We start from the raw sequence: 24068 nt of genomic DNA, 5'->3' as shown, positions 1-24068 counted from the left end.
GGTTGGGTGTAAAAAATAATATACAGGTCAAGGTTATGAAAAAAAGTGAATTGAGCGACATTAACATCGTCGAAGAACAGGTTCTTATCACTCCAGATGAGTTAAAAGCGAAATTGCCTCTGAGTGACAAAGCACGCCGCTTTATCCAAGAATCTCGTCAAACTATTGCTGACATCATTCATAAGAAAGATCACCGTTTGCTTGTTGTGTGTGGACCTTGTTCTATCCACGATATTGATGCGGCGAAAGACTACGCAAAACGTCTTAAAGCGCTTTCAGAACAACTAAGTGACCAACTGTATATTGTAATGCGTGTTTACTTTGAAAAGCCTCGTACTACCGTTGGCTGGAAAGGTTTAGTTAACGACCCGCATCTGGATGGCAGTTTTGATATCGAACATGGTCTGCATGTAGGCCGTGAACTGCTGGTTGACCTGGCAGAGATGGAAATTCCGCTAGCGACAGAAGCTCTTGACCCAATCAGCCCACAGTACATCGCAGATACCTTTAGCTGGGCAGCAATTGGTGCGCGTACTACCGAATCGCAAACTCACCGTGAAATGGCGAGTGGCCTGTCTATGCCAATTGGTTTTAAAAACGGTACTGATGGTAGCTTGGCGACAGCAATCAATGCGATGCAAGCAGCATCATCTAGCCACCGTTTCATGGGTATTAACCGTGAAGGACAAGTTGCACTGCTCACGACTCAGGGCAACGCGAATGGTCACGTGATTCTTCGTGGCGGTAAGCAGACGAACTACGATTCAGTATCCGTGACTGAGTGTGAACAAGAAATGGCGAAGTCAGGTCTTGACGCTTCACTGATGGTGGACTGTAGCCACGCGAACTCACGTAAAGACTACCGCCGTCAGCCACTGGTTGCTGAAGACGTGATCCATCAAATTCGTGAAGGCAACAAGTCTATTATCGGCCTGATGATTGAAAGCCACATCAATGAAGGCAATCAGTCTTCTGACCTGAAACTTGAAGAGATGGAATACGGTGTATCTATCACCGATGCATGTATCAATTGGGAGTCAACTGAGGCACTATTACGTCATGCACACGAAGAGCTGGTGCCTTTCTTAGAGAATCGCCTAAAAGGCTAAAAAACGGAACTTATTTAAAGGAACATCAATGGCAGTTGAACTTAACGCATTACGCGATCAGATTGATGCAGTCGACAAGCAAATGCTTGAGCTTCTAGCCCAGCGTTTATCGCTGGTAGAAAAAGTGGGTGAAGTAAAAAGCGAACACGGTTTGCCAATTTATGCCCCCGACCGAGAGGCCGCGATGTTAGCGTCTCGTCGAGCTGAAGCTGAAAAAATTGGGGTACCCCCACAGCTAATCGAAGACATTCTTCGTCGTACTATGCGTGAGTCTTATGCCAGTGAGAAAGATTCCGGATTTAAGTGTTTGAACCCAGAATTACGCTCAGTTGTGATTATCGGTGGTAATGGTCAACTGGGCGGCCTGTTTGGCCGTATGTTCAAATTGTCGGGCTACCAGGTCAAAGTTCTGGGCAGTAAAGATTGGGATCGTGCGGATGAAATCCTGGACAACGCGGGTTTAGTCGTGGTCACGGTACCGATTCATCTGACGGAAGGGGTTATCGAGAAGCTGGGTAACTTACCAGAAGATTGCATTTTGTGTGATTTAACCTCGATTAAGTCGAAGCCACTGCAAGCGATGCTCAAGGTGCACGCTGGCCCGGTTGTTGGTCTTCACCCGATGTTTGGTCCTGATGTTCCTAGCCTTGCGAAGCAGGTTATTGTGTACTGTGATGGCCGTGGGAACGAGCATTACCAATGGCTGCTCCAACAATTTGGTATTTGGGGCGCAAGTTTGTGTCAGATTGACGCAGAAGAGCACGATCATGGCATGACACTGATTCAAGCATTGAGACACTTTACGTCGTTTGCTTACGGCATGCACTTAAGTAAAGAGAACCCGAATATCGATCAGTTGCTCAAACTAAGCTCGCCTATCTACCGCCTTGAATTGGCGATGGTTGGACGACTGTTTGGTCAGGACCCGAATTTGTACGGTGATATCATTTTCTCTTCTCAAGAGAATATTGACATGATCAAGCGATTCCATCAGCGTTTGGGTGATGCGGTGGCGATCCTGGATAGCAAAGACAAAGCGCGATTCATCGAAAGTTTCAAGCAGGTGAGCGATTGGTTTGGTACTTACTCTCAACAATTTATGAATGAGAGCCAGAACCTGCTCAAGCAAGCCAATGATAATATTCATCGTGGCTAACAGCCTGATATAAAAAAAGAGCAGCGTTGGCTGCTCTTTTTTTATTTGAAGAAAATTAGTTAACGGCTGTCTCGTTACCTTCTTCACTGGACACGGTGTTGATGCTGGTGTCTCGGTAAGGCGAATTAGTTAAGTTGATTTGCAGACGAACAACGTTGTCAATCAACTGAACTAATGGACCCCATTTAACTTTATTCTCTTTTTCAAACACGTAGTTGAAATTCTCTGGTGTCCAGTCCATCAAGTATTGAGGATTCAATGCTCGCCCGAGGAAGCGCACTTCATAATGCAGGTGAGGTCCGGTCGAATTACCAGAGTTACCACATTGAGCAATAACATCCCCTTTACTGACAAATTCCCCGCTTTTCACTTTGAATTTTTGCAGGTGCGCATAAGAGCTCATAAAACCAAACGAATGGCGTAAAGTCAGGTAGTTGCCATAGCCTCGATTACCCGGACGAACCGTCTCTACAACCCCATCGGCAGGAGCCAGCACCTCTTCACCACGCTTACAGGTTAGGTCGATACCAGTATGAACGTGTTTTTTCCCTGAAATCGGGTTGATTCGAGTGCCATAAGAGGACGAGATGCGCTGATAAGTGATTGGGCTGTCGTTAGGAATAAGGCGGAACATGGTTGCACGTACGGCAGAATCTATTGCCGCAGCGTCAATTCTCTCTTCCAGTGCCAAATTGTTTTCATCAAGCATCAGCTCTTCGTCGGCTAATCCAAGTACCGACTCGACATCGAATACACGTTTACCCAGCAGCTGAATTTGGTTATTTCTGTCAGTCAAAGATTGAGACAACGAGTGGTTGGTATCAAGCTGTTCTTCGTAAAGTGCGGTGATTTCGTTTTTCTCACTCTCCAGTTTAGCGACGGCTTGAACCAGTACATCTTGATCATAGCGCTGTTGCTGGTTCATATACCATGCACCACCAATAACGGCAGGTAACGCGATGACCGAAGCCAACACGGTGACGACCGAAATGCGGCCAAAGTAAAATTGCTGATCGCCGTTTTTTGTCGGGATCTGAATGATGATTTTTTTAGACATAGTGATAGTTACTTAAGTAGGCATTTGATTATTTATTTCCTAAAGCGAAAGCAGCGTTAACTTTCGTATGGAAGTTCGTTGTTGCCTACATTCAATTCTGAAAATTACTTTTGTTGGCTGTACTTTCAATGAGCATCAGCCTAATTAGTTGGTTCGATGGGCAGAGGAGTTTGGTCGACAATTGATGAAAAAAGTCGTCTCTCCACTTTATTATTTTTCTTACCAATGACTCGAACGGACTGAATCATATATCAAAAAGCACAAAAAGTGTGCGAATATTATCTGAAAGTGTCGGGATGGCTAAAAAGTGATGTTGGTTCAGCCTTCAGAAAACGAAAGGCCGCTATGATAGCGGCCTTTGTTCAAATTACAATCGGACTTTCCTGACTGTGTCAGGTAGCGACCATGAATCTGTAGAGATTACTTCGCGATACGTTTGTATTTGATGCGATGAGGTTCTGCAGCTTCAGGACCAAGCGTCTTCTTCAACCAGTCCATGTACTCGGTGTAGTTGCCTTCGTAGAAGTTAACCTGACCTTCGTCACGGTAGTCGATGATGTGTGTTGCGATACGGTCAAGGAACCAACGGTCGTGCGAGATAACCATTGCACAGCCCGGGAATTCAAGTAGCGCTTCTTCTAGTGCACGTAGCGTTTCAACGTCAAGGTCGTTGGTTGGTTCATCGAGTAACAGTACGTTGCCGCCCGCTTTCAGTAGTTTCGCAAGGTGTACACGGTTACGCTCACCACCAGATAGCTCACCGATTACTTTCTGTTGATCAGAGCCTTTGAAGTTGAAACGTGAACAGTATGCACGTGCAGGGATTTCGAAGTTGTTGATCTTAATGATATCAGCGCCTTCAGAAATCTCTTGGAATACAGTGTTCTTGTCGTTCATTGAGTCACGGAACTGCTCAACCGATGCCAGTTTCACAGTATCACCCAGTTCAATAGTGCCTGAATCTGGTTGCTCTGTGCCGCTTAGCATTTTGAATAGCGTTGACTTACCTGCACCGTTGGCACCTATAATACCGACGATCGCACCTTTAGGGATGCTGAATGACAAGTCATCAATCAGTACACGGCCGTCGAACGATTTCGTCAGGTTATTCACTTCGATAACCTTGTCACCTAGGCGCTCACCTGGCGGGATAAATAATTCGTTGGTCTCGTTACGTTTTTGATGGTCAGTGTTTTGAAGCTCTTCAAAACGAGCCATACGCGCTTTCGATTTCGCCTGACGACCTTTAGGGTTTTTGCGTACCCACTCAAGTTCTTTCTCGATGGTTTTTTGACGAGCGCTTTCTTGTGATGCTTCTTGTTGTAGACGTGCATCTTTTTGCTCTAGCCAAGAGGTGTAGTTACCTTCCCATGGAATACCTTCACCACGGTCAAGTTCAAGAATCCAGCCAGCAGCGTTATCAAGGAAGTAACGATCGTGGGTAATCGCTACAACAGTACCTGTATAATCAACCAGGAAGCGTTCTAGCCAAGCAACAGACTCAGCATCCAAGTGGTTGGTTGGTTCGTCGAGAAGAAGCATGTCCGGCTTTTCTAGTAGAAGACGACAAATAGCGACACGACGACGCTCACCACCTGACAGATGGGCAATCTTTTGATCCCACTCAGGAAGACGCAAAGCATCCGCTGCGCGTTCTAGTGCATTATCAAGATTATGGCCATCTTTCGCTTGAATCAGAGCTTCCAGTTCGCCTTGTTCTTTTGCCAGAGCATCGAAATCCGCATCTGGTTCAGCGTATGCTGCATATACCGCGTCCAAACGTTGAAGCGCGCCTGCAACGTCTGATACCGCTTCTTCTACAATCTCACGAACGGTTTTTGATTCATCAAGTACCGGCTCCTGTGGAAGGTAGCCAACATTAAGCCCAGGTTGTGGACGTGCTTCACCGTCGATATCCGTGTCGATACCCGCCATGATACGTAGCAGAGTTGATTTACCTGCACCGTTCAGACCTAAAACACCGATTTTCGCACCAGGGAAGAAGCTCAGAGAGATGTCTTTAAGAATTTGACGCTTAGGTGGCACAATTTTGCTCACCCGCGACATGGTATATACGTATTCAGCCATTGCCGATCGTTCCTAAATTAACTGTTATTCAAACCCACTATTTTATACCAACTGCCTGATATACCCAAATGACTTCAGGATGCCCAATTCAGAGCCTTGTCACTGACTGGCATAAATCGTTTACCTGGGGCTATTTGTTACCGCGCTGCAAGAATTTTACCTGTTATACGATTTCTTATTCTAAGCTGACCGGAAACTTACATGGTTACGGTATACACTTTTGTTATTCGCTTGAAGTGAAGAATGGATTTCTTTGCACATTATGAACTTCTCGTCCTCATTGCTGCAAAAGTTAACGAGTATAAATTTTAATACATCAATTCACTTTACATTGGTTGCATATTTCTGTGTAAATGTATGCATATACTTAAAGTGCCTTTGAAACATAAACTCTAAGAAAACTAGGCTTTGAGGCAATAAATGTCTGGGGAAAAATATACAAATGAGATTCAACGTTACGGAATTGGCTAAAAGTGTATGCTGTGCTGCTGCTTTATGTGCGGTTAGTCTGACAGCGAACGCCGCGCTTAGCTTAGAAAAACAGCGCGAAGTGTATGAGCAGGCCCAAAATCTATTAGATAAAAATGATATCAACGGGTACTTAGTGATCCGTCCCAAAATTGCGGACTATCCGCTGACACCTTATGTGGACTACCGTACTTTCATTCGACAGTTACCGAGTAAGTCCCCAAAACAAGTTAATGACTTTATCTCCGAGTACGAGACTTTTCCCTTTTCTCGCCGTGTTAGCGCTCCTTATCTGAATCATCTCTACAAAGAGAAAGATTGGAAGGCCATTACTGAGTTTCAAAAAGTGATACCCAGTGGCGAGCGTTACCAGTGTATTTTTTACCAGGCGAATTTGAAGCAGGGTAAACAAGTTGCTGCGTTTAAAGGCGCGGAAGATATGTGGTTAAGCGGTTCAAGTATCGCTTCTGAGTGTGACCCGCTATTTTCTGCCTGGGATAAAGCGGGCGGAAGAACTGACGATTTGATATTACAGCGAATGTTACTGGCGTTTGATGCACGTAACGGCAGCCTGATGAGTTATCTGCAAAAGCTACCAAAGTCGGCAAAAGCGAAACAACAAGCCCAAGATATGAAGGCGTTGTTTGATAAGCCTGCCACGGTCGCTGAATTTGCCAAGAAAAAGCCCGCGAACGATTTTAATCGTGCTCAGAGTCAATATGCGTTAGAAAAGTTAGCTCGCATGAATATCGAGCAGGCACAACAAGCGTATGACTCGGTGGTAAAAGGGCAGAAATTCTCTCCTGAAAAAGCACAGTCATTGGCAGATTACATTGCCTTCAGGCTGACGCGTACAGAGTCGGCCAGTCTGGCTAAATGGCGAGATGACAAGACAAAAACCAGTCAGGACCTGCCTCTCATCGAGACTCGTATTCGTCTCGCGGTGCAAAATGCAGACTGGAAAGGGGTTCAGGAGTGGATTGCGGTTCTTAACAAAGAAGAGCAGGCGACGCTGCGATGGCAATATTGGTTGGGCCGAAGTGAAATTGCACTCGGAGATGACATTGCGGGTAAGAAGCGTTTAGCAACATTGGTTGGAGAGCGTAACTTTTATAGTGTCGCAGCCGCAAACGCGATAGGGCAGTCGATCAAATATCCAAGTCACCGAATCAAATTAGACAGTAAGGCAGTTCAGCCTTATCACGATGCTTTGGCCCGTATTTCGGAGATGATCGCGACAGACAAGATTTCTGCAGCAAAGAGCGAGTGGGCGCATTTGCTCCGTCGGGTGAATAAAGACGACAAAGCCATGCTAGCGGCTTATGCCTCTTCGAAGCATTGGCATCACTTGACTGTTACCGCAAGTATTCAAGCTCAGATGTGGGACAATATTGAATTACGGTTCCCTGTTGCGCATCAGTGGTGGTTTAATTTCTATGCGAAGAAGCATGATATCGACCCGGTTACCATGATGTCTTTGGCAAGGCAAGAAAGTGCGTTGGATGTAGAGGCTCGTTCACCCGTTGGTGCTCGCGGTATCATGCAGATAATGCCTGAAACTGCAAAATACACCGCACGTAAGTACAAGTTAAAGTATCAAGGTACTGAAGAGTTGTATAACGTCGGTAAAAATATCGAAATTGGCAGCCATTACCTGCAAGGTTTATTAGAGGATTACGATAATAATCGTATTTTTGCTCTAGCAGCTTATAATGCTGGCCCTAACAGAGTGAAAACGTGGCGAGAGCGAACCCAGGGAAAAGTGGATGCTTATGCCTTTATCGAGGCGATTCCATTTAAAGAGACACGTGGTTATGTTCAGAACATCTTAATGTTTGAAACTTACTACCGTGATCTTTTGGGTATCGATGGCGCGTTCTTGAATCAACATGAGATCAATACCAAGTATTGAGTGAGGTAACTTGATGTCACACGAACCCGAGTACACAGACTGGCAGCAGATTCTTGAGCTAATTCGAACAAGTGTCGATAGTCAGCAGCATGAAATGTTTTTAACGATGCTGATGACACCTGATGAACGAGATTCATTAATTGCCCGAGTGAACATTCTTAATGAACTGCTCAAAGGCGAGTTATCTCAACGTCAAATCAGCCAGATGCTGGGCGTGGGCATTGCAACCATCACACGCGGCTCAAATGAGTTGAAATCCAAATCGGATGAAGAGAAAGACAAGCTCAAAGCATTATTAGAGCCAACAGAGTAAAACAAAAGGGCGGAAATTCCGCCCTTTTTAATACCAATAGAATAGGAACGTGAGCTTTAAAGATTCGCTGGAAAGTGCTCTGTGTTGGTAAAAGGAATCAAAGCCAGAATTAAGGCTTGATGATATACCGAGCTGCGCGTCAATTGGTTTTGGGTCAATAGACTGATTGCGCCACCCTTCTGTTTAATATTTTCTGTGCCAAACACGCTGTCCATGACATCGCCAAGTTCATTGGCATGTTCAAGTTGCGCCAACACTTCTGGCGGTAACATCAAACTTGCTGAGCGGGATTCGCCACGATGAGTCTGCGACTCGATCACCATCCAGGCGAAGGTAACATTGCCTTCGATACCAGCTTCTAGTCCAACATAAAAATCCCCGCCTAGAGCGTCGACTTTGGCATTTTTTACTCTATTCAATGCGCCTGTATACGTTTCTTCGTTGCTCATCGGCTGATCCGCAACTTCGCTGGGTACACTCACTCCCTCAAACTCAAAAGCCTGATTTGGAAATGCGCTTTGAAACGCACTCTTAACCGCATTGATTTTTGCCGGATTTAAAGAGGCAATAACGACTTTTTGGGTTGCCATGATCTTTTTGCTCACAGGTGTCTATTAACTCAATTTAACTTGGGTTGGTTTTACATTTTCGCTAGGGTAACAACCCAGTACTTTCAGGTGCTTAGTGATCTTAGTGAGCTCTTGCAACGCTTGCTGCATCTCTTGCGAATCCAAATGAGATTCTAGGTCAACGTAGAACATTTCTTCCCATGGATTGCCCATAATAGGACGCGACTCAAGCTTGGTCATATTGATGCCATAGCGTTGCAGTACCAGTAGTGTTTCAACCAGTGAACCCGCTTGTTGAGACGTGGACATAATCAGCGTCGTCTTGGCTGGTATTTGCGTAGATACCTCGACTGGTTTACGAGCTACTACGATAAAGCGAGTATGGTTTTCTGTTTGATTAGCGATATTGCCCTGAATCGCTTGTAGGCCGTACAACTTACCGCTTGAAGCATTACCGATAGCCGCTACATCATCACGATTCAGTTCTTGGACTTTTTGCATAGCGTCGGCAGTGCTGGCGCAAGATTCCAGTTTTACGCCTTTCATGCGGCTTAGGAACTCACTGCATTGCTGATGAGGCTGAGGGTGAGAGTAAAGCGTTTTAATGTTTTCAAGACGAATGTCTTTTGTCGCTACCAGGCAATGCTCAATCGGTTGTGTCAGCTCACCAACGATGTACAACGTGGTGTGTTGCAGCAAGTCATACACTTCGTTAATAGAGCCTGAGCTGGTGTTTTCAATTGGTAGGACACCGTAGTCGGCGTGACCTGATTCTACCGTCTGAGTTACTTCCCTGAAGTGTTCACAGTTCAGTTCAATCAGTTCAGTATTTTTACGGCTAAAATATTCGCGGCTTGCCAGATGTGAATATGAGCCTTTCGCACCAAGGAAAGCAACACGTGCGAGAGGTTTACGGCTTTGTTGTGGATTAACTAGATTCTGGAGATAACTTTGCTGCAGAAGAACGGAGTCTTCAATAATTGTGTGGAAAAGTTTGGTGATGTACTGAGCGTCTAAATCATATTTTTCGCGGCCATTAGAAATGAGCTTCACCAACAACTGTTGTTCACGGACAGCATCGCGAACAGGCTTTGAGGTTTGTACTTTGCTCTTGGCAACTTCAATGCTGAGTCTGCGGCGCTCAGACAACAAGCTAAGTAGCTCGTCATCAAGTTCGTTTAAACGTACACGAATATCTTCCAGAGAAATGGGTTGGTCAGTCATCAATTCTTTCCTTATAAAAAAGCCTCCCGGTTTGGGAGGCTTTCTGTTTGTTTTTGACTTTTCTTTCACAAACGAGTTCGCCCCTCCATCTATGGGAGGAAAAAGAAGTCAAAAATAAACAGAGGGGTTAAATGCATAATTAGTGCGCAATTTATGAGTGTTTAAACACAATAAGCAAGCAGGCGTAGAGCGTCAAGCAAAAAAATAGCGCCTTACGGCGCTATTTCCTCAATCTGGTCTATTTACTCTTCTTCTACTTCAAGCTCTGGCTTGGTAGCTCTGCGAGCTTCAGGCTTGTGGGTCAGCTTATTCAATTGTCGTTCTAGTTTTTGCTCCACTTCGTTGATAGCTGCGTAAAGATCTTCGTGAGTCGCTGAGGCGATAAGTTGGCCTTTTGGAACCTTGATAACCGCTTCGAATTTTTTCTGTTTATTTGGTTCCTCACTGAAAGTTGCCTGGCATCCAATTAGGTCGACTTGCCATTTCTCCAGTTTTTTAAATTTGCTCTCAATATGAGCTCGGATTGCAGAGGTGATTTCGATGTTTTTGCCAGTGATATTCATTGTCATAAGTATTTTTCCTCTGTTGCATCCCTCATGGGTTAAGTTCAGATTACTGCTTTATGGATAAATAAATGTGATCTGTATCACTATTTGGTTCGAGGTTTTTAAAAGGAAAAATGAATGTGATCTCACTCAAGAAGTATCGAGATTTATCGTTAAATAGCTTGTTATCGGTTAGCAAATCATTAGATTGGATAGAGTACTCAGCTGAAAACCACCTCGTTTTTAGGGGCGTTGTACAGCCCATAATTTAGTTTGGTCAAAAATTAACTGAATAAAATACGTGATTGAAATCACACTAGAGTATGTAATCAAAGAGAGTTTTGAAAAGCCGCTTAGTTAACAAGCGGCTTTTTGCTTTCTGGTGTTTGACTAACCTTGAGTAATGGGGTCATGAAAACCGGATCGTCCGGAGCCAACAAAACATTCTTTAACGATTTAGCGTGGTCCAAACTCTCTAATTGTTTGTATATGACGTAGTAACGATTGATGGTGGTGACATAACCGACGGTTGCGCTGATGTTCTTTCTCATCACGACTTCAACATTATTGAACCACACATTTGGGTTATATCCCTGTCTGGCGGCGAGCTTACGCATTCTCTCGACATTGCCCGGCCCAGCGTTATAGGCGGCCAAAGTGAAATAGATTTTGTTTTCGGCGGATATGGCCTTGTCGTTGAAGTATTGCCGACGTAAAAACGCCATGTACTTCACGCCTGCATGAACGTTGTTTTCCAATTGTCGAACATTTTTGATGTTGATATTCGGATCTTGTGCGGTACTGGGTAGGATTTGCATAATGCCCACCGCGCCTCGACTGCCGACCAGATTATTATTAAAGCCCGATTCTTTATAAGCGACGGCCGCTATCAGCAGATAGTCAAAGTTGTACTTCTCGCCATAGCGTGAAAACAACGCGGACAGTTTTTCTAACTGAGCAATTTTTTTCGGGTTGAGCGCTTTATTGAGCCAGTTGGTATTGTCAATGTACTTGCCGTAGATGACGTTTCCGAGCAGGGTGCCGGAGCGTGATTTCTTGATGAACTTATTGACCACAGCTTTCAACTGCGGGCTGTCTTTACGCATTGCCCAGCCGATTTTGCCACTTTTACGCAGTGGAACCTTTTTGTGTACCCGAATGTCATCCATTACTTTGAGCCAAAGGCTTGCTTTGTGGCTATCTAACACGATGGCTTTGACGTAGCCATTATTCAGCATGCCAACCAGTTCGTAGTCTTGGAGGGTTTCTTCAACGAAGTGGACAATGACGGGTGGTAATCCTTTCTTGTTTAAAGTTTTATTAAGAGATTGAATGCTTTCAAAATAACTGGAGCTAGCTCGGACCCATATCTCTTTACCACTCAGTTGCTCTAGCTTTGTGATGGCAGGTGTTTTTTTGTTGGTGACGATCCACTCTTGAATTCCCGAAATTATTGGGGAACTAAAATCGACTTTTTCTTTACGGCTATCAGTAATCGTCAGGTTTGCGACAATTAAGTCGCCAGAGCCTTTGTTTAGAGCGGGAATCAACTGGTCACGAGCAAGAGGGATAATTTGTACGTTTAGTTTCGGTTTGATTTTGCGTAAATCTTTCTCGAAATGAGCCAGAAGCTCTGCACCAATTCCTTTAGGAGTCCCGCCTTCAATGTAGTAAAAGCCCAAGTCAGCAGAGACAAGCACGCGTAGTAAGTTCTTCTCTTTTATGACGTCTAAATCACCGGTATACGGTGGCTGTTTCAACGGTGAAATTTGTAATGCGCAAACGGATGCTGACAGCAGGATCAGTAATATTGCCCATAGCTTAGATAATCTCACGTTCACGTCCAGGTTAATGGTGGGAGAGCTTTAAGCATATATTGTGCTCAAAAAACCATCAAGTCACGCACGGGGAAGATGCTTTGATAGAAAAACGCCACAGTTGTTGAGACTGTGGCGAGGAGTTTTGCGGCAGTTTGGTTTAATCGACTGGATTAAGCTTAATCAACTCTTCCGTTCTGGCGATAGAGTCTTCCAGACCAAGCTGCTTGTAAGCTTCTAGCTGTATATCGAGCGACTTACGCGCTGCTTCTGTATCAGGGAAGGTCTTTTGCAGTTCTTGGCTGCGGTTGATCGCGGCAATCCACGCTTCACGGCGTAGGTAGAAATCTGCCGTTGCCAGATCATAATTGGCCAAACGGTTTTTCAAGGCGATCATGCGTTTTTGTGAATCTTCTGCATAATGGCTGTTTGGGTAACGTTGAAGTAGCTTTTTGAAATCATCAAAGGCTTGTTTAACTGGCTCTGGATCTCGGTCGCTGCGATCAATATTAAACAGATCGTGCATAAAGTTACGATCTTGCGCCATATGAGTTAGGCCGCGCATGTACAACACCCAGTCCATTTTTTCGTGAGTTGGGTTTAGGCGCATAAAGCGTGAGATGGTTGCCAAGCCAAGTGTTAGGTCGTCGTTTTTGTAGTACGCGTAAATGAGATCAAGTTGTACCTGCTCGGAGTACGCACCAAATGGGTAGCGTGAGTCTAATGCTTCCAGTTTTTCAATCGCAGTAAGCCAATTGCCGGTTTGAAGCGAGGTTTGTGCGTCTGCATACAGTTCCGAAGGTGGCACATCAGGAACGATTTCTTCTTTGCTTGCACATCCAAACAGAAGGGATACCGCTAAAAGGCCTGTTAAAGTCTGACGTTTCATATCAGGAGTCTGTTCCTTGAATCTAAATATTTCTTAAGCTGCCGTTACTTTCTTTCCAGTAACAGATACAATGACGTAATAGTCTATTTTTCCACAGTCGTGAGCATTAGTCTCACAGTTTTTAAAAAAGTTCGATATGGCTCAGCAGATAGTATTAACAAATACCGTAAAAGATAGTCAATTAGGTCAGCGTTTAGACCAAGCTATCGCAGAATTATTCGCGGACTTCTCTCGCTCTCGCCTGAAAGAATGGCTTCTTGAGGGGAAAGTTCAAGTGAATGGTGAAGTTGTCACCAAACCTCGCACCAAAGTCATGGGCGGCGAGGAAATTACATTGCAAGCCGAGCTGGAAGATGAAGAACGCTGGGAAGCGCAAGATATCCCGCTAGATATCGTCTACGAAGATGATGACATCATCGTAATCAATAAGCCTCGTGATTTTGTTGTACACCCAGGTGCAGGTACGCCTGATGGTACGGTGCTAAATGCATTACTACATCATTACCCGGATATTGCTGAAGTACCGCGTGCAGGTATTGTTCACCGTCTTGATAAAGATACTACCGGTTTGATGGTGGTAGCGAAAACGGTACCAGCGCAGACGCGTTTAGTTCGTGCACTGCAAAAGCGTAATATCACTCGTGAATACGAGGCGATTGCTATTGGCCGTATGACAGCGGGTGGTAAAGTCGATCAGCCGATTGGCCGTCACTCAACCAAGCGTACATTAATGGCTGTGGCTCCAATGGGGAAACCAGCGGTTACTCACTACCGTGTTGCAGAACACTTCCGTGAGCACACGCGCATTCGCCTGCGTCTTGAGACGGGTCGTACTCACCAGATCCGTGTTCATATGTCTTACCTGCAGCATCCATTGCTAGGTGATACGGCTTACGGTGGTCGCGCACGTATTCCAACAGGTGCTTCGCAAGAGCTGACAGACATGATCCGTGGCTTCGACCGTCAGGCACTTCACGCTGTGATGTTACGCTTTGAACACCCTATCACTGGTGAAGAGTTGGAGTTTCATGCTCCAGTGCCAGATGACATGGTGGCAATGACCGAAGCACTGCGTAAAGATACTGAAGAACACGGTTTACCGGACGAATTCTAATATGAAGATCATTGTTCCTAACTGGCCAGCGCCTAAAAATGTAAAAGCGTTTGCTTCCACGCGAGTGGGAGGCGTTTCGACGGGAGCCTATCAAGGGCTTAATCTTGGCGCTCACGTTGGGGACGATTTGTCATTAGTAGAACAAAACCGTGACTGGCTGATGAAGCAGGCCGAAATGCCAAGTGCGCCGGTTTGGTTGAATCAGACTCACTCTACCGTTGTCACTCAGGTTTCAGAGCCAACGTCTAAAGTGCTCGATGCCGATGGCGTGTTCACCAATTCTGGTTACGTTGTATGTTCTGCGATGACCGCAGATTGTCTGCCGGTGATTTTAACCAATAGCCAAGGCACACAAGTTGCGGCAGTCCATGCTGGCTGGCGAGGTTTAGCTAATGGCATTGTCGAAAATGCTTTAGAGATGTTTTCTGGTGAAGTGATGGCATGGCTTGGACCTGCTATCGGTCCAGAAGCATTTGAAGTCGGTGAAGATGTTCTGCAAGCTTTTGTTGATTTTGATCCTAAGGCTGAGCAAGCGTTTATTCCGCGAGACATTCAAGGCAAGTGGTTTGCTGATATGTCCAAGCTCGCAACGCAGCGTCTAAACAAAGCTGGAGTCTCCCAAGTGTTTGACTCGGGTTTGTGTACATACCAAAACGGTGATGATTTTTACTCTTATCGTCGTGACGGGGTGACCGGGCGCCAAGCGACCTTTATCTGGCTTGAAGATTAGGTTTTAACCAGTAATTGAAATGGGTGATGCATTCCCTGAGTTTGCATCACTGTTTATATTTATTTACATCCTCCCTTGAAATTCCCCTACTGAGTATCCATCTTTCTACTGTTATTAGTATTCTCTTATATGAGGTTAGGAAGGTCGATATGCGTCTTGATAGATTCACAAGTAAGTTTCAAATCGCTATCTCTGATGCTCAATCATTAGCGTTGGGGCGCGATCATCAATATATAGAGCCAGTTCACCTGATGGTGGCTTTGCTTGATCAAAATGGCAGTCCAATTCGTCCATTGCTGACAATGTTGGATGTGGACGTGACACATTTACGCTCTAAGTTGAGTGAAATCCTTGATCGATTACCAAAAGTCAGCGGCATTGGTGGTGATGTGCAGCTTTCGGGTGCAATGGGGACTTTGTTCAATCTTTGTGACAAAGTCGCTCAAAAACGCCAGGACTCGTATATTTCGTCTGAAATCTTCCTCCTAGCCGCCATTGAAGACAAAGGTCCGCTTGGTCAATTATTGAAAGAAGTCGGTTTAACCGAGCAGAAAGTAAGCCAAGCGATCGAAAAGATCAGAGGTGGTCAAAAGGTCGATGATCCGAATGCGGAAGAGCTTCGTCAGGCTTTGGAAAAGTTCACCATAGACCTTACCGAAAGAGCAGAGCAGGGTAAGTTGGATCCGGTGATTGGCCGTGATGATGAAATCCGTCGTACGATCCAAGTTCTGCAACGTCGCACCAAGAATAACCCGGTTATCATTGGTGAACCTGGTGTGGGTAAAACAGCGATCGTTGAAGGTCTGGCACAGCGCATTATTAACAATGAAGTGCCAGAAGGTTTACGTGGTCGTCGAGTGCTCGCGTTAGATATGGGCGCACTGGTTGCCGGTGCAAAATACCGAGGTGAGTTCGAAGAGCGCTTGAAATCAGTATTGAATGAGTTAGCCAAAGAAGAAGGCAACATCATTCTGTTTATTGATGAGCTTCATACGATGGTGGGCGCTGGTAAAGGTGAAGGGTCTATGGATGCGGGTAACATGCTGAAACCAGCATTGGCTCGTGGTGAACTTCACTGTGTTGGTGCGACAACATTGGACGAATACCGTAAGTACATTGAGAAAGACGCAGCATTAGAGCGTCGTTTCCAAAAAGTGCTGGTGGATGAGCCAACTGTTGAAGATACGGTCGCCATTTTACGTGGTTTGAAAGAGCGTTATGAGCTGCATCACCATGTAGAAATTACCGACCCGGCTATCGTAGCGGCAGCAAGTTTGTCACATCGATACGTTTCTGATCGTCAATTACCTGATAAGGCGATCGACTTAATCGATGAGGCGGCATCAAGCATTCGTCTGCAAATCGATTCGAAACCAGAGTCTTTGGATAAGCTTGAGCGTAAAATCATTCAGTTAAAAATTGAGCAGCAAGCGTTAAGTAACGAGCATGATGAAGCGAGTGAAAAGCGTCTGACGACTTTAAATGAAGAGTTGACTGAGAAAGAGCGTGAATATGCTGAGTTAGAAGAGGTATGGAATACAGAAAAAGCCGCACTATCGGGTACGCAACACATTAAATCCGAGCTTGAGCAAGCACGTATGGATATGGAGTTTGCTCGCCGTGCTGGTGATCTAAACCGTATGTCTGAGTTGCAATACGGTCGTATTCCTGAGCTGGAAAAACAGTTGGACTTGGCTGCACAAGCCGAAATGCAAGAGATGACGTTGTTGCGTAACAAAGTTACTGATAACGAAATTGCGGAAGTGCTGTCCAAACAAACGGGCATTCCGGTCTCGAAGATGCTCGAAGCAGAGAAAGAAAAACTGCTTCGCATGGAAGATGTATTGCATCAACGTGTTATTGGCCAGGTGGAAGCGGTTGAAGTGGTTGCGAATGCGATTCGCCGTAGCCGCGCAGGGTTGTCGGATCCAAACCGACCAATTGGCTCTTTCTTGTTCTTAGGTCCAACGGGTGTAGGTAAAACCGAGTTGTGTAAAACACTGGCAAACTTCATGTTTGATAGTGAAGACGCAATGGTGCGTATTGATATGTCTGAGTTCATGGAGAAACACTCTGTGGCGAGACTGGTTGGTGCGCCTCCGGGTTACGTTGGCTATGAAGAGGGCGGTTATCTGACAGAAGCGGTTCGTCGCAAACCTTATTCGGTCATTCTATTGGATGAGGTAGAAAAAGCGCACCCAGATGTGTTCAACATTCTGCTTCAAGTGCTGGATGACGGGCGTCTGACTGATGGCCAAGGTCGTACGGTGGATTTCCGTAACACAGTGGTGATCATGACTTCAAACTTAGGCTCTTCGAGAATTCAGGAAAACTTCGCAATACTGGATTATCAAGGCATTAAGAATGAAGTCATGGAAGTGGTCAGCAAACACTTCCGTCCCGAGTTCTTGAACCGTGTTGATGAAACCGTGGTATTCCACCCACTTGGTAAAGAGCACATTAAGTCGATTGCTTCCATTCAGTTGGAACGTCTGCATAAACGTCTGGCTGAGAAAGACTACGATCTGGAAGTCGGTGACGAGGCGTTAGAGTTGATAGCACAAGTCGGCTTTGACCCGGTGTATGGCGCACGTCCTTTGAAACGCGCAATTCAACAAAATGTTGAAAACCCACTAGCGAAATCGATTCTCTCTGGGCAGTTCTTGCCAGGAAAACCGATTGTGCTGGGTGTCAAAGACGGCAATATCATCGCCAACCAATAGTTTTTCACCAAGCGAACTAAATAAAAGCCATGCATCTGCATGGCTTTTTCGTCTTCGGAGTATTGGAATTACAGGGCTCGAACTGTTATTCCAATTGCCGAACTCTTTAAGAGAAGTTCGCGTTAATGCGCATCTTTAAGTAGTCTTCAGCCGTCATCGGCTCGTAAACCTTCAGTGGACCCTGAATGATTTGGTCTCGGTTTGCTTGGCAGAAAAACGCCATGCTATAACGGGAGTCTTGGTTCTCTTCTGCTGTTGGCATACGCACGCGGTGCAGGGTTGATTTCAACAAGTCATCACTCCAACGCATCAGCATGTCGCCAATGTTGCAAGTGATGACACCTGCTTTTGGTTCAACCGTGCTCCACACCAAATTGTCTTTGGCGTCTTTCCCGGCAGCAGCTTGCAGACCACCCTGATTTTCCTGCTGGAATACCATCGTCAAGCAATCGAAATCGGTGTGTGCACCCGCACGCCAAAAAGAGCCTGTCTCTGGAACTTCTTTCATCGGCAGGTAATGCAACATACGTAAGGTGCTCAAATAGTTTTCTGACTCTCTTTGGTGTGCTTTAGTAAAAAAGTCACGTTCAAACCCCAACTTATCGGCAAAGCAGGAAAGAATCTTCATCCCGAGCTGCCACGCCTGGTGCTCGAATGACAATAGATGCGATTCAAAGTCTTCTACTTGATAGTTGCTTGGCCATAAGTTGTCCATATGAGGAAGGGTAATTTGATACGACTCTTTTTGATCCGCGGTGCCGGTGGATGGACGAACTTGTTGTTTAAACTCCCAGCCAGCGTTTAAGCCTTCTTTCAACGAAAAGTTTTGCTTTGTTTCCATTGGCAGGGCAAAGAATTTCTCACTGAGCTTAAACGACTTTTCAATGTCCGCTAAGCTGATCCCGTGATCAGCCAGCTGGAAAAAACCGACTTGAGTGGCTGCCTCCCAGAGCTGTTCCGTGATCTCTTCGCGACGGTTTTCAAAATCGTGTAAGTTGATCAACGGGATCGCGGTATCGTTTGATTCTAAACCTTGTCCACCAATGGTTGTTTCAAAGTTAAGTTCATCTAAAAGGTATGATTGAGTCATTGTTTTTCTCCAATTAACAATTAAATACGTGCTTGTTATTGGAGCAATGTCCAGCAATAGCTTGAGAGCCATAATGTCTCGCTATTACAGACCGCTTCTACTCCTAGTTAAGTTAACCTCAATGAACTCAACCCCTAAGCTGGAGTGAGTTCACCTTGTTAAATTTTTTATTAAACGCTGGCTAGTTTTCTCGCCCGGTGATTGTGAAAGCCGCTGCGTTGCTAATTATGGTTTTCTATCTTTGCTTTTCTTCTTCGGTCAGGCTCCACGAGAAGCAAGCTCGTTGCACCCAGCTAACGGCTTTAAACAGCAACATACTCACCAGAGACAAGAACACCAGTGCGGCAAAAGCTTGAGGGATCTTGAAATACGAAGTAGAGAATTGAACCAGATAGCCTAATCCTTTTTCCGCAGCGACGAATTCAGCAATCACAGAGCCAATCACGGCTAAAGTAATCGCGACCTTTACACCACTGAATATATGGGGAATGGCGTAAGGAAGGCGAATTTGCCAAATTGTTTTGCTGTTTTTTACGCTTAGCGAGCGAGATAGCTCAATCAACTCCGGTGGGGTTGCCAGCATTCCGGTTGTCGCGGATACCACAAGTGGGAAGAAGGTGATCAGGCAGGTAATGGTGAGACGCGGCGCATCACCGGTCCCCAAAATAACAATCAACAGTGGAGCAATCGCCACTACGGGTGTTGACTGGATAACAACTAATATTGGAAACAGTGCTTTAGTGAGAAATTTAGAGTTCACCATCATGATGGCCAAAGGAATACTCACTAAAAATGAAATTCCAAAACCAAGCAGGGCGATGCGTAGTGTTGCCCATAAATTGTCTAACCACCTTTCCATCGGAACTTGGCTGAAAGCCAGTGCAATATCTGATGGCGCAGGGAGTATAAATGTTGGTACCGAGAAGATCCGGCACGTCGCTTCCCACATAGGAATGAGTGCTAGTATCGCGACGAGCGGAAGCCAGTTTTGTGACCATTGTGACAAATACTGTTTCATATCTATTCCTTTAGATAAATTCGATTACGCAACCGTTCTGCGTATTGGTTCAACGTTGTCTGTATCCTTGCTATCCGCCTCATTCTTTTTCTCTGAACGATAAAAGTATTCGCGAATTTTGTTGGTATAAGAGCCAAACGTTGGATCTTGCAGTGTGTGAATGTCACGTGGGCGAGGCAAGTCAATGTTGATTTCCTCTAACACCGTACTTGGTCGTGGGCCCATGACTAATACTTTATCGGCGAGTAGCACCGCTTCGGAGATCGAGTGAGTAATGAATAAGACGGTTTTCGGTTTCTCCATCCAAATTTTTTGCAACTCAAAGCCCATCTCTTCACGAGTCAATGCGTCAAGCGCGGAGAACGGCTCATCCATGATCAAAATATCCGGATTAAGTAGCAAAGCTCTGGCAATCCCGACTCGTTGTTGCATCCCCCCTGAAAGCTGGTTTGGCATGCTGTTTTCAAAGCCAGCCAGACCAACCGTGTCTAAAAGAACTTCGGCATGCTGCTTTTCTTTTTGACTGACATAGTTGAACTTGTGCTTGAGCGGAAATAACACATTGTCGAGGATGTTTTTCCAAGGCAATAGCGTTGGTTTTTGAAACACGATACCGATATCTTCTCTTGGCTCAGTCACTGGCTGACCAAAAATGGAAATCTCACCTTGGGTTGGCAATATCAGGCCTGACAGCAGGCGCAGCAAGGTAGACTTGCCGCAACCTGAAGGACCAACGATGGCAACAAATTCATGCTTATTAACATTGAAGTTGACATCGTTGAGAACCGTAACCGAATGTTTGTCAGAGTGATAGGTATGCCCTATGTTCTTGAACGAAACAAATGGCTGCATTAGTTCACCTCTTGGAAAAATTGACGAGCAACGGCGCTTTCAGGGTCTAACTTACCAATATCAAGGCCTTGAGCTTCCGCTGTCCACGCCCATGTTTCACTCAGGCGATCTGGAGTAAATACACCCACGCCATCTTTTTCTGAAACTTCGTTCATCACTAAACCACGAATGGATTTAATCGTATCGGTCGCTTGGGCCGCATCGACATCTGGAACGATTTTGTTAACGGCAGCGCCACTTTGCTCTGGATTTGCCCAGGTGTATTCAACGGCTTTCGCGTAAGCTTTTACGAATCGCTTCACTACGTCAGGACTTTGAGACATGAACTTATCGCTGGCGATAATAGATGATGAATAGAACTCAAGACCGGCGTCATACCAAGGCAGTACATTCAGCTTTTTACCCGCTTGTTCTGCCTGCTCCGTATTTTTCACTCGATCTGTCATCCAGGAAATCATCACATCAGACTGCCCCGTAATCAGCATTGGATTGAGTGCGCCTGGATCTGCTTTGAGGACTTTTACACTGTTTTCATCGATACCATTCTTCTTAAGCATGATTGGCAGAAAAACGTTCGCAGAAGTGAACGGAGAAGTGACGATGGTTTTGCCTGCGACATCTTTAACCGACTCAACACCAGAATCATCCAGTGCGTAGAAAGCATAAGGTGCTTTATTGAAAATTGAGTAAATGGCTTTTACCGGCACATTATCATTCGCTTTTGCAACCATCAGAGCAACAATATCAGCCGAGCCAATGTCGGCGGTACCCGTCGCTACTTTGGTTATTGCATCTGTAGAACCTTTACCACCAAGAATGGTGACATCCAGATCCTCTGCTGCAAAAAATCCTTGTTCAACCCCAACGAATACTGGTGCTTTGTCTCCCCCAGGTAACCAGTCGAGCTGGAAAGTTACTTTATCTGCTGCAAGGCTACTTCCTGAAGCGCATAGCAAAGATAACGAAAGGGCAAGTTTGTTGAATTTTGAAATAGTTTTCATAGTTACTCCGTGTCTTCCTTTTCACTTCCCTAAAGATGCGACCGTATTGTTGGTTACACAGCTTTAGGTTAACTATGAGCAATGTCCCGACACCTTATGTTTAGGTATCTAACCGCTTCTACTCACGCTTTCAATTAACATTTAGCAAACACTGTGCCATTCATTGATAACCTGTAGTCTCATATGATGTAACCTGTAAGTAACGAATGATTAACCTTGAGTTTGAGGGAGAAATTACAAAATCAGTGTTGTATACAATAAATGCTAATTTGAGGGGATGATATGGACTATGTTGCACTAAAGATGTGCATTTTGGCCTCAAAAAAAATATTTTGGTGCATTTGAACGGTGCTAAACATTGAGGATTACATATTCTGAATATGGTTCAGTTATTGCATTGTATACAGAGTGGGGGGAGTGAGTTCTCATACCCTCATTATTAGTTGAGTAGAAGCGGTTAAGAGTTGAATCTCTGGGACATTGCTCAAAGGTTAATCCATTCTAGTTGTTTGAACTTAGATACCGATTGTTCATTAAAAAGGATCTTTATATGAACTACTTAATTAAAAATGCCAATAGTGTGTTTTCTCCTCAACAAAATGTAAAAGATATTCGAATTCAGAATGGTGTCATTACTGAGCTGGGGCAGAACTTACTTCCTAATGAAAGCGAAAAACTGGTCGATGCGACAAATTGTGTTGTTTACCCGGGAATGGTTAATACACATCACCATATCGCTCAATCTATATTAAAAGGGATCCCGGCAGGCATGAATCATGGCTTAGGTGATTGGCTGGCGAGCGTTCCATATCGCTATTGGCCTCAAATTACACCGGAGATCATGTATTCCGCTGCTAAGTTGGGTTTCTATGAGTTACTTCGCTCTGGTGCGACGACCTGTGCTGACCACCACTATCTTTATCATGCGAGCTCAAGCCAAGAGTTAGAAGATGTTCTTTGGCAGGCTGCTGACGAAATGGGAATACGCTTGGTCTTATGTCGGGGAGGGGCAACAGTTAAAGGCACGCACAAAGGGTTAGCGAAAGCTGGTGTTGTTCCAGAATCTGCAGAGCAAATGATTTCACGTTTAGAGCATACTCGTAGTCGTTACCATCAAGAAGGTGGATCTGCGATGCGTAAGCTGGTGGTTGCACCAACCACAATCGCTCATTCTGCAACGCCTAGCGATCTCAAATTAATGGCTGAGTATGCCAGAAGTCAAAAATTGAGAATGCACTCCCATCTTCTAGAAGTGGACTTTGATAATGAGCAAGCATTCGCTAAGTACGGAATGAGTGCGGTTGAGTTTGCACAGAGCTGTGACTGGCTGGGTGATGATGTATGGTTTGCTCATTTGGTCCAAGCGAGTGAGGCTGATATTCAGCGGTTAGCGGAGACGAAAACGGGAATCGCTCATTGCCCAACATCTAACTGCCGTCTGGGGAGTGGCATCGCACCTGTTATTGAGATGGCCAAAGCGGGTATGCCTATTTCTCTGGGAGTGGATGGCTCCGCGTCTGCTGAATCAGGATCGATGCTGCAAGAGCTCAACCTGACTTGGCTAATTCACAGAGCACAAAATGGTCCAGATGCGACAACATTGGAACAAGTCCTGGAATGGGGCAGTAAAGGAGGGGCTGATATCTTAGGTCTTACCGATGTGGGGGAAATAAAAGAAGGTTACGCCGCTGACCTCGTCCTTTATGATCTCAATCAGCCTCGTTTGTCAGGCTGTCACTCTTCACTAATGGCTCCAATTATGTGCGGTGAACCTGCGTCGGTTAAAGTGAGCTTTGTAAATGGACGCATTGTCTATCAGCAAGAGCAAGATGCGCAGTACGGCTATTTAGTCGACGAAGTAAGAAATTCGATCGCTGAACTCAATCAACGAGTGGCGAAATTAGAGTCATAAGCCTATTAATCGGCTATACAATCCTCAAATTGATGCTTATTTAAACGTTCAGTCTAAAAATGTCTTTTTTAGGCTGAATTCCCCTTGCCAAGTCAATTTTTCTCCCTATAATTCGCCTCCGTTGTCTAGCAAAGCAATGCGGGATAACAAGACGGTTGAGTTAAAAAATAACTCACAGAGAAATAACTGAAAAAAGTGTTTGACACCAAAAGTTATCTCGCTAAAATGGCCGTCCGATTTGAGCAAGCCTCAGTCGAAACGCTCTTTAAAAATAAGAACCTATCAATCTGTGTGGGCACTCGTTGATGATAATCCAATTAGAAACTTCGGTTTCAAATTAGGTTTCAATGATACGAAGTGACCATTGAATCTTCGGATTCAGCACAGTCAATTCAAACATTACTTTATGTAATGTTCAGTATTCATTGAGCCGACAAAATCTTAAATTGAAGAGTTTGATCATGGCTCAGATTGAACGCTG

At 45.1% G+C, this 24068-nt stretch carries 19 protein-coding genes and 1 other annotated feature; of the genes, 8 read left to right on the top strand and 11 right to left on the bottom strand.

The window, feature by feature from the left end; translation table 11 throughout:
- Positions 1-35 precede the first annotated feature (35 nt).
- Together V1U08_RS10435 and tyrA are read left to right on the top strand one after the other, a co-directional pair.
- Positions 36-1109, top strand: a complete 1074-nt coding sequence (locus tag V1U08_RS10435) for a 3-deoxy-7-phosphoheptulonate synthase (RefSeq protein ID WP_020335936.1) — start codon at positions 36-38, stop codon at positions 1107-1109.
- A 28-nt stretch (positions 1110-1137) separates the two neighbouring features.
- Positions 1138-2265, top strand: coding sequence for a bifunctional chorismate mutase/prephenate dehydrogenase (tyrA, locus tag V1U08_RS10430; RefSeq protein ID WP_014230880.1), 1128 nt, complete (start codon positions 1138-1140; stop codon positions 2263-2265).
- A 55-nt stretch (positions 2266-2320) separates the two neighbouring features.
- Here the strand turns inward: tyrA and V1U08_RS10425 are convergent, their stop codons facing one another.
- Positions 2321-3322, bottom strand: a complete 1002-nt coding sequence (locus tag V1U08_RS10425; protein ID WP_014230881.1) for a M23 family metallopeptidase — start codon at positions 3320-3322, stop codon at positions 2321-2323.
- A gap of 420 nt (positions 3323-3742) precedes the next feature.
- Positions 3743-5410 (bottom strand): energy-dependent translational throttle protein EttA, encoded by a 1668-nt coding sequence (gene ettA / locus V1U08_RS10420; RefSeq protein WP_020335937.1) that lies wholly within the window; start codon positions 5408-5410, stop codon positions 3743-3745.
- Positions 5411-5852: 442 nt separating this feature from the next.
- Here ettA and sltY point away from each other — a divergent pair, with 442 nt between their 5' ends.
- Positions 5853-7790, top strand: a complete 1938-nt coding sequence (gene sltY / locus V1U08_RS10415) for a murein transglycosylase (RefSeq protein ID WP_243976028.1) — start codon at positions 5853-5855, stop codon at positions 7788-7790.
- A gap of 13 nt (positions 7791-7803) precedes the next feature.
- Complete coding sequence (gene trpR, locus V1U08_RS10410) at positions 7804-8103, top strand: trp operon repressor (protein ID WP_330470562.1); 300 nt, start codon at positions 7804-7806, stop codon at positions 8101-8103.
- A gap of 56 nt (positions 8104-8159) precedes the next feature.
- On the opposite strand, the gene yjjX is transcribed toward trpR, so the two are convergent.
- The 5 genes from yjjX to V1U08_RS10385 form a co-directional block, all read right to left on the bottom strand.
- Positions 8160-8693, bottom strand: coding sequence for an inosine/xanthosine triphosphatase (gene yjjX / locus V1U08_RS10405; RefSeq protein ID WP_065296373.1), 534 nt, complete (start codon positions 8691-8693; stop codon positions 8160-8162).
- 24 nt (positions 8694-8717) lie between these two features.
- On the bottom strand, positions 8718-9896 hold the full coding sequence (pheA, locus tag V1U08_RS10400) for a prephenate dehydratase (RefSeq protein WP_014230886.1): 1179 nt from the start codon (positions 9894-9896) through the stop codon (positions 8718-8720).
- Between the two features lie 12 nt (positions 9897-9908).
- Positions 9909-10030, bottom strand: a sequence feature (Phe leader region).
- A gap of 108 nt (positions 10031-10138) precedes the next feature.
- Complete coding sequence (hpf, locus tag V1U08_RS10395; RefSeq protein ID WP_020335943.1) at positions 10139-10465, bottom strand: ribosome hibernation-promoting factor, HPF/YfiA family; 327 nt, start codon at positions 10463-10465, stop codon at positions 10139-10141.
- A gap of 329 nt (positions 10466-10794) precedes the next feature.
- Complete coding sequence (locus V1U08_RS10390; protein ID WP_014230888.1) at positions 10795-12276, bottom strand: lytic transglycosylase F; 1482 nt, start codon at positions 12274-12276, stop codon at positions 10795-10797.
- Between the two features lie 142 nt (positions 12277-12418).
- Positions 12419-13147, bottom strand: coding sequence for an outer membrane protein assembly factor BamD (locus V1U08_RS10385; protein WP_330470561.1), 729 nt, complete (start codon positions 13145-13147; stop codon positions 12419-12421).
- A gap of 136 nt (positions 13148-13283) precedes the next feature.
- On the opposite strand from V1U08_RS10385, the gene rluD reads away from it, so the two are divergent.
- From rluD to clpB, 3 genes are all read left to right on the top strand, one after another.
- Positions 13284-14261: a 23S rRNA pseudouridine(1911/1915/1917) synthase RluD gene (rluD, locus tag V1U08_RS10380; RefSeq protein WP_065296375.1), complete on the top strand. Its 978-nt coding sequence runs from the start codon at positions 13284-13286 to the stop codon at positions 14259-14261.
- Position 14262: 1 nt separating this feature from the next.
- A complete protein-coding gene (pgeF, locus tag V1U08_RS10375; RefSeq protein ID WP_014230891.1) occupies positions 14263-14991 on the top strand; it encodes a peptidoglycan editing factor PgeF in 729 nt (242 codons plus the stop codon).
- A gap of 149 nt (positions 14992-15140) precedes the next feature.
- Positions 15141-17714: an ATP-dependent chaperone ClpB gene (clpB, locus tag V1U08_RS10370; protein WP_014230892.1), complete on the top strand. Its 2574-nt coding sequence runs from the start codon at positions 15141-15143 to the stop codon at positions 17712-17714.
- A 106-nt stretch (positions 17715-17820) separates the two neighbouring features.
- On the opposite strand, the gene V1U08_RS10365 is transcribed toward clpB, so the two are convergent.
- The 4 genes from V1U08_RS10365 to V1U08_RS10350 all read right to left on the bottom strand — a co-directional run bounded on the left by V1U08_RS10365 (position 17821) and on the right by V1U08_RS10350 (position 21675).
- Positions 17821-18804, bottom strand: a complete 984-nt coding sequence (locus V1U08_RS10365; protein WP_330470560.1) for an isopenicillin N synthase family dioxygenase — start codon at positions 18802-18804, stop codon at positions 17821-17823.
- A 235-nt stretch (positions 18805-19039) separates the two neighbouring features.
- Positions 19040-19822, bottom strand: coding sequence for an ABC transporter permease (locus V1U08_RS10360; RefSeq protein ID WP_014230894.1), 783 nt, complete (start codon positions 19820-19822; stop codon positions 19040-19042).
- A 24-nt stretch (positions 19823-19846) separates the two neighbouring features.
- Positions 19847-20674, bottom strand: coding sequence for an ABC transporter ATP-binding protein (locus V1U08_RS10355; RefSeq protein WP_330470559.1), 828 nt, complete (start codon positions 20672-20674; stop codon positions 19847-19849).
- On the bottom strand, positions 20674-21675 hold the full coding sequence (locus V1U08_RS10350) for an ABC transporter substrate-binding protein (RefSeq protein WP_065299150.1): 1002 nt from the start codon (positions 21673-21675) through the stop codon (positions 20674-20676). The genes V1U08_RS10355 and V1U08_RS10350 overlap by 1 nt, the downstream gene beginning before the upstream one ends.
- Before the next feature lie 550 nt (positions 21676-22225).
- On the opposite strand from V1U08_RS10350, the gene V1U08_RS10345 reads away from it, so the two are divergent.
- Complete coding sequence (locus V1U08_RS10345) at positions 22226-23587, top strand: amidohydrolase family protein (protein ID WP_330470558.1); 1362 nt, start codon at positions 22226-22228, stop codon at positions 23585-23587.
- The last annotated feature ends 481 nt before the right edge of the window (positions 23588-24068 follow it).

This window comes from Vibrio sp. YYF0003 (genome assembly GCF_036350715.1).
Lineage (GTDB): Bacteria > Pseudomonadota > Gammaproteobacteria > Enterobacterales > Vibrionaceae > Vibrio > Vibrio natriegens.
Note: the sequence above shows the minus strand (reverse complement) of the source record. Positions and strands in the feature narration are given on the sequence as shown.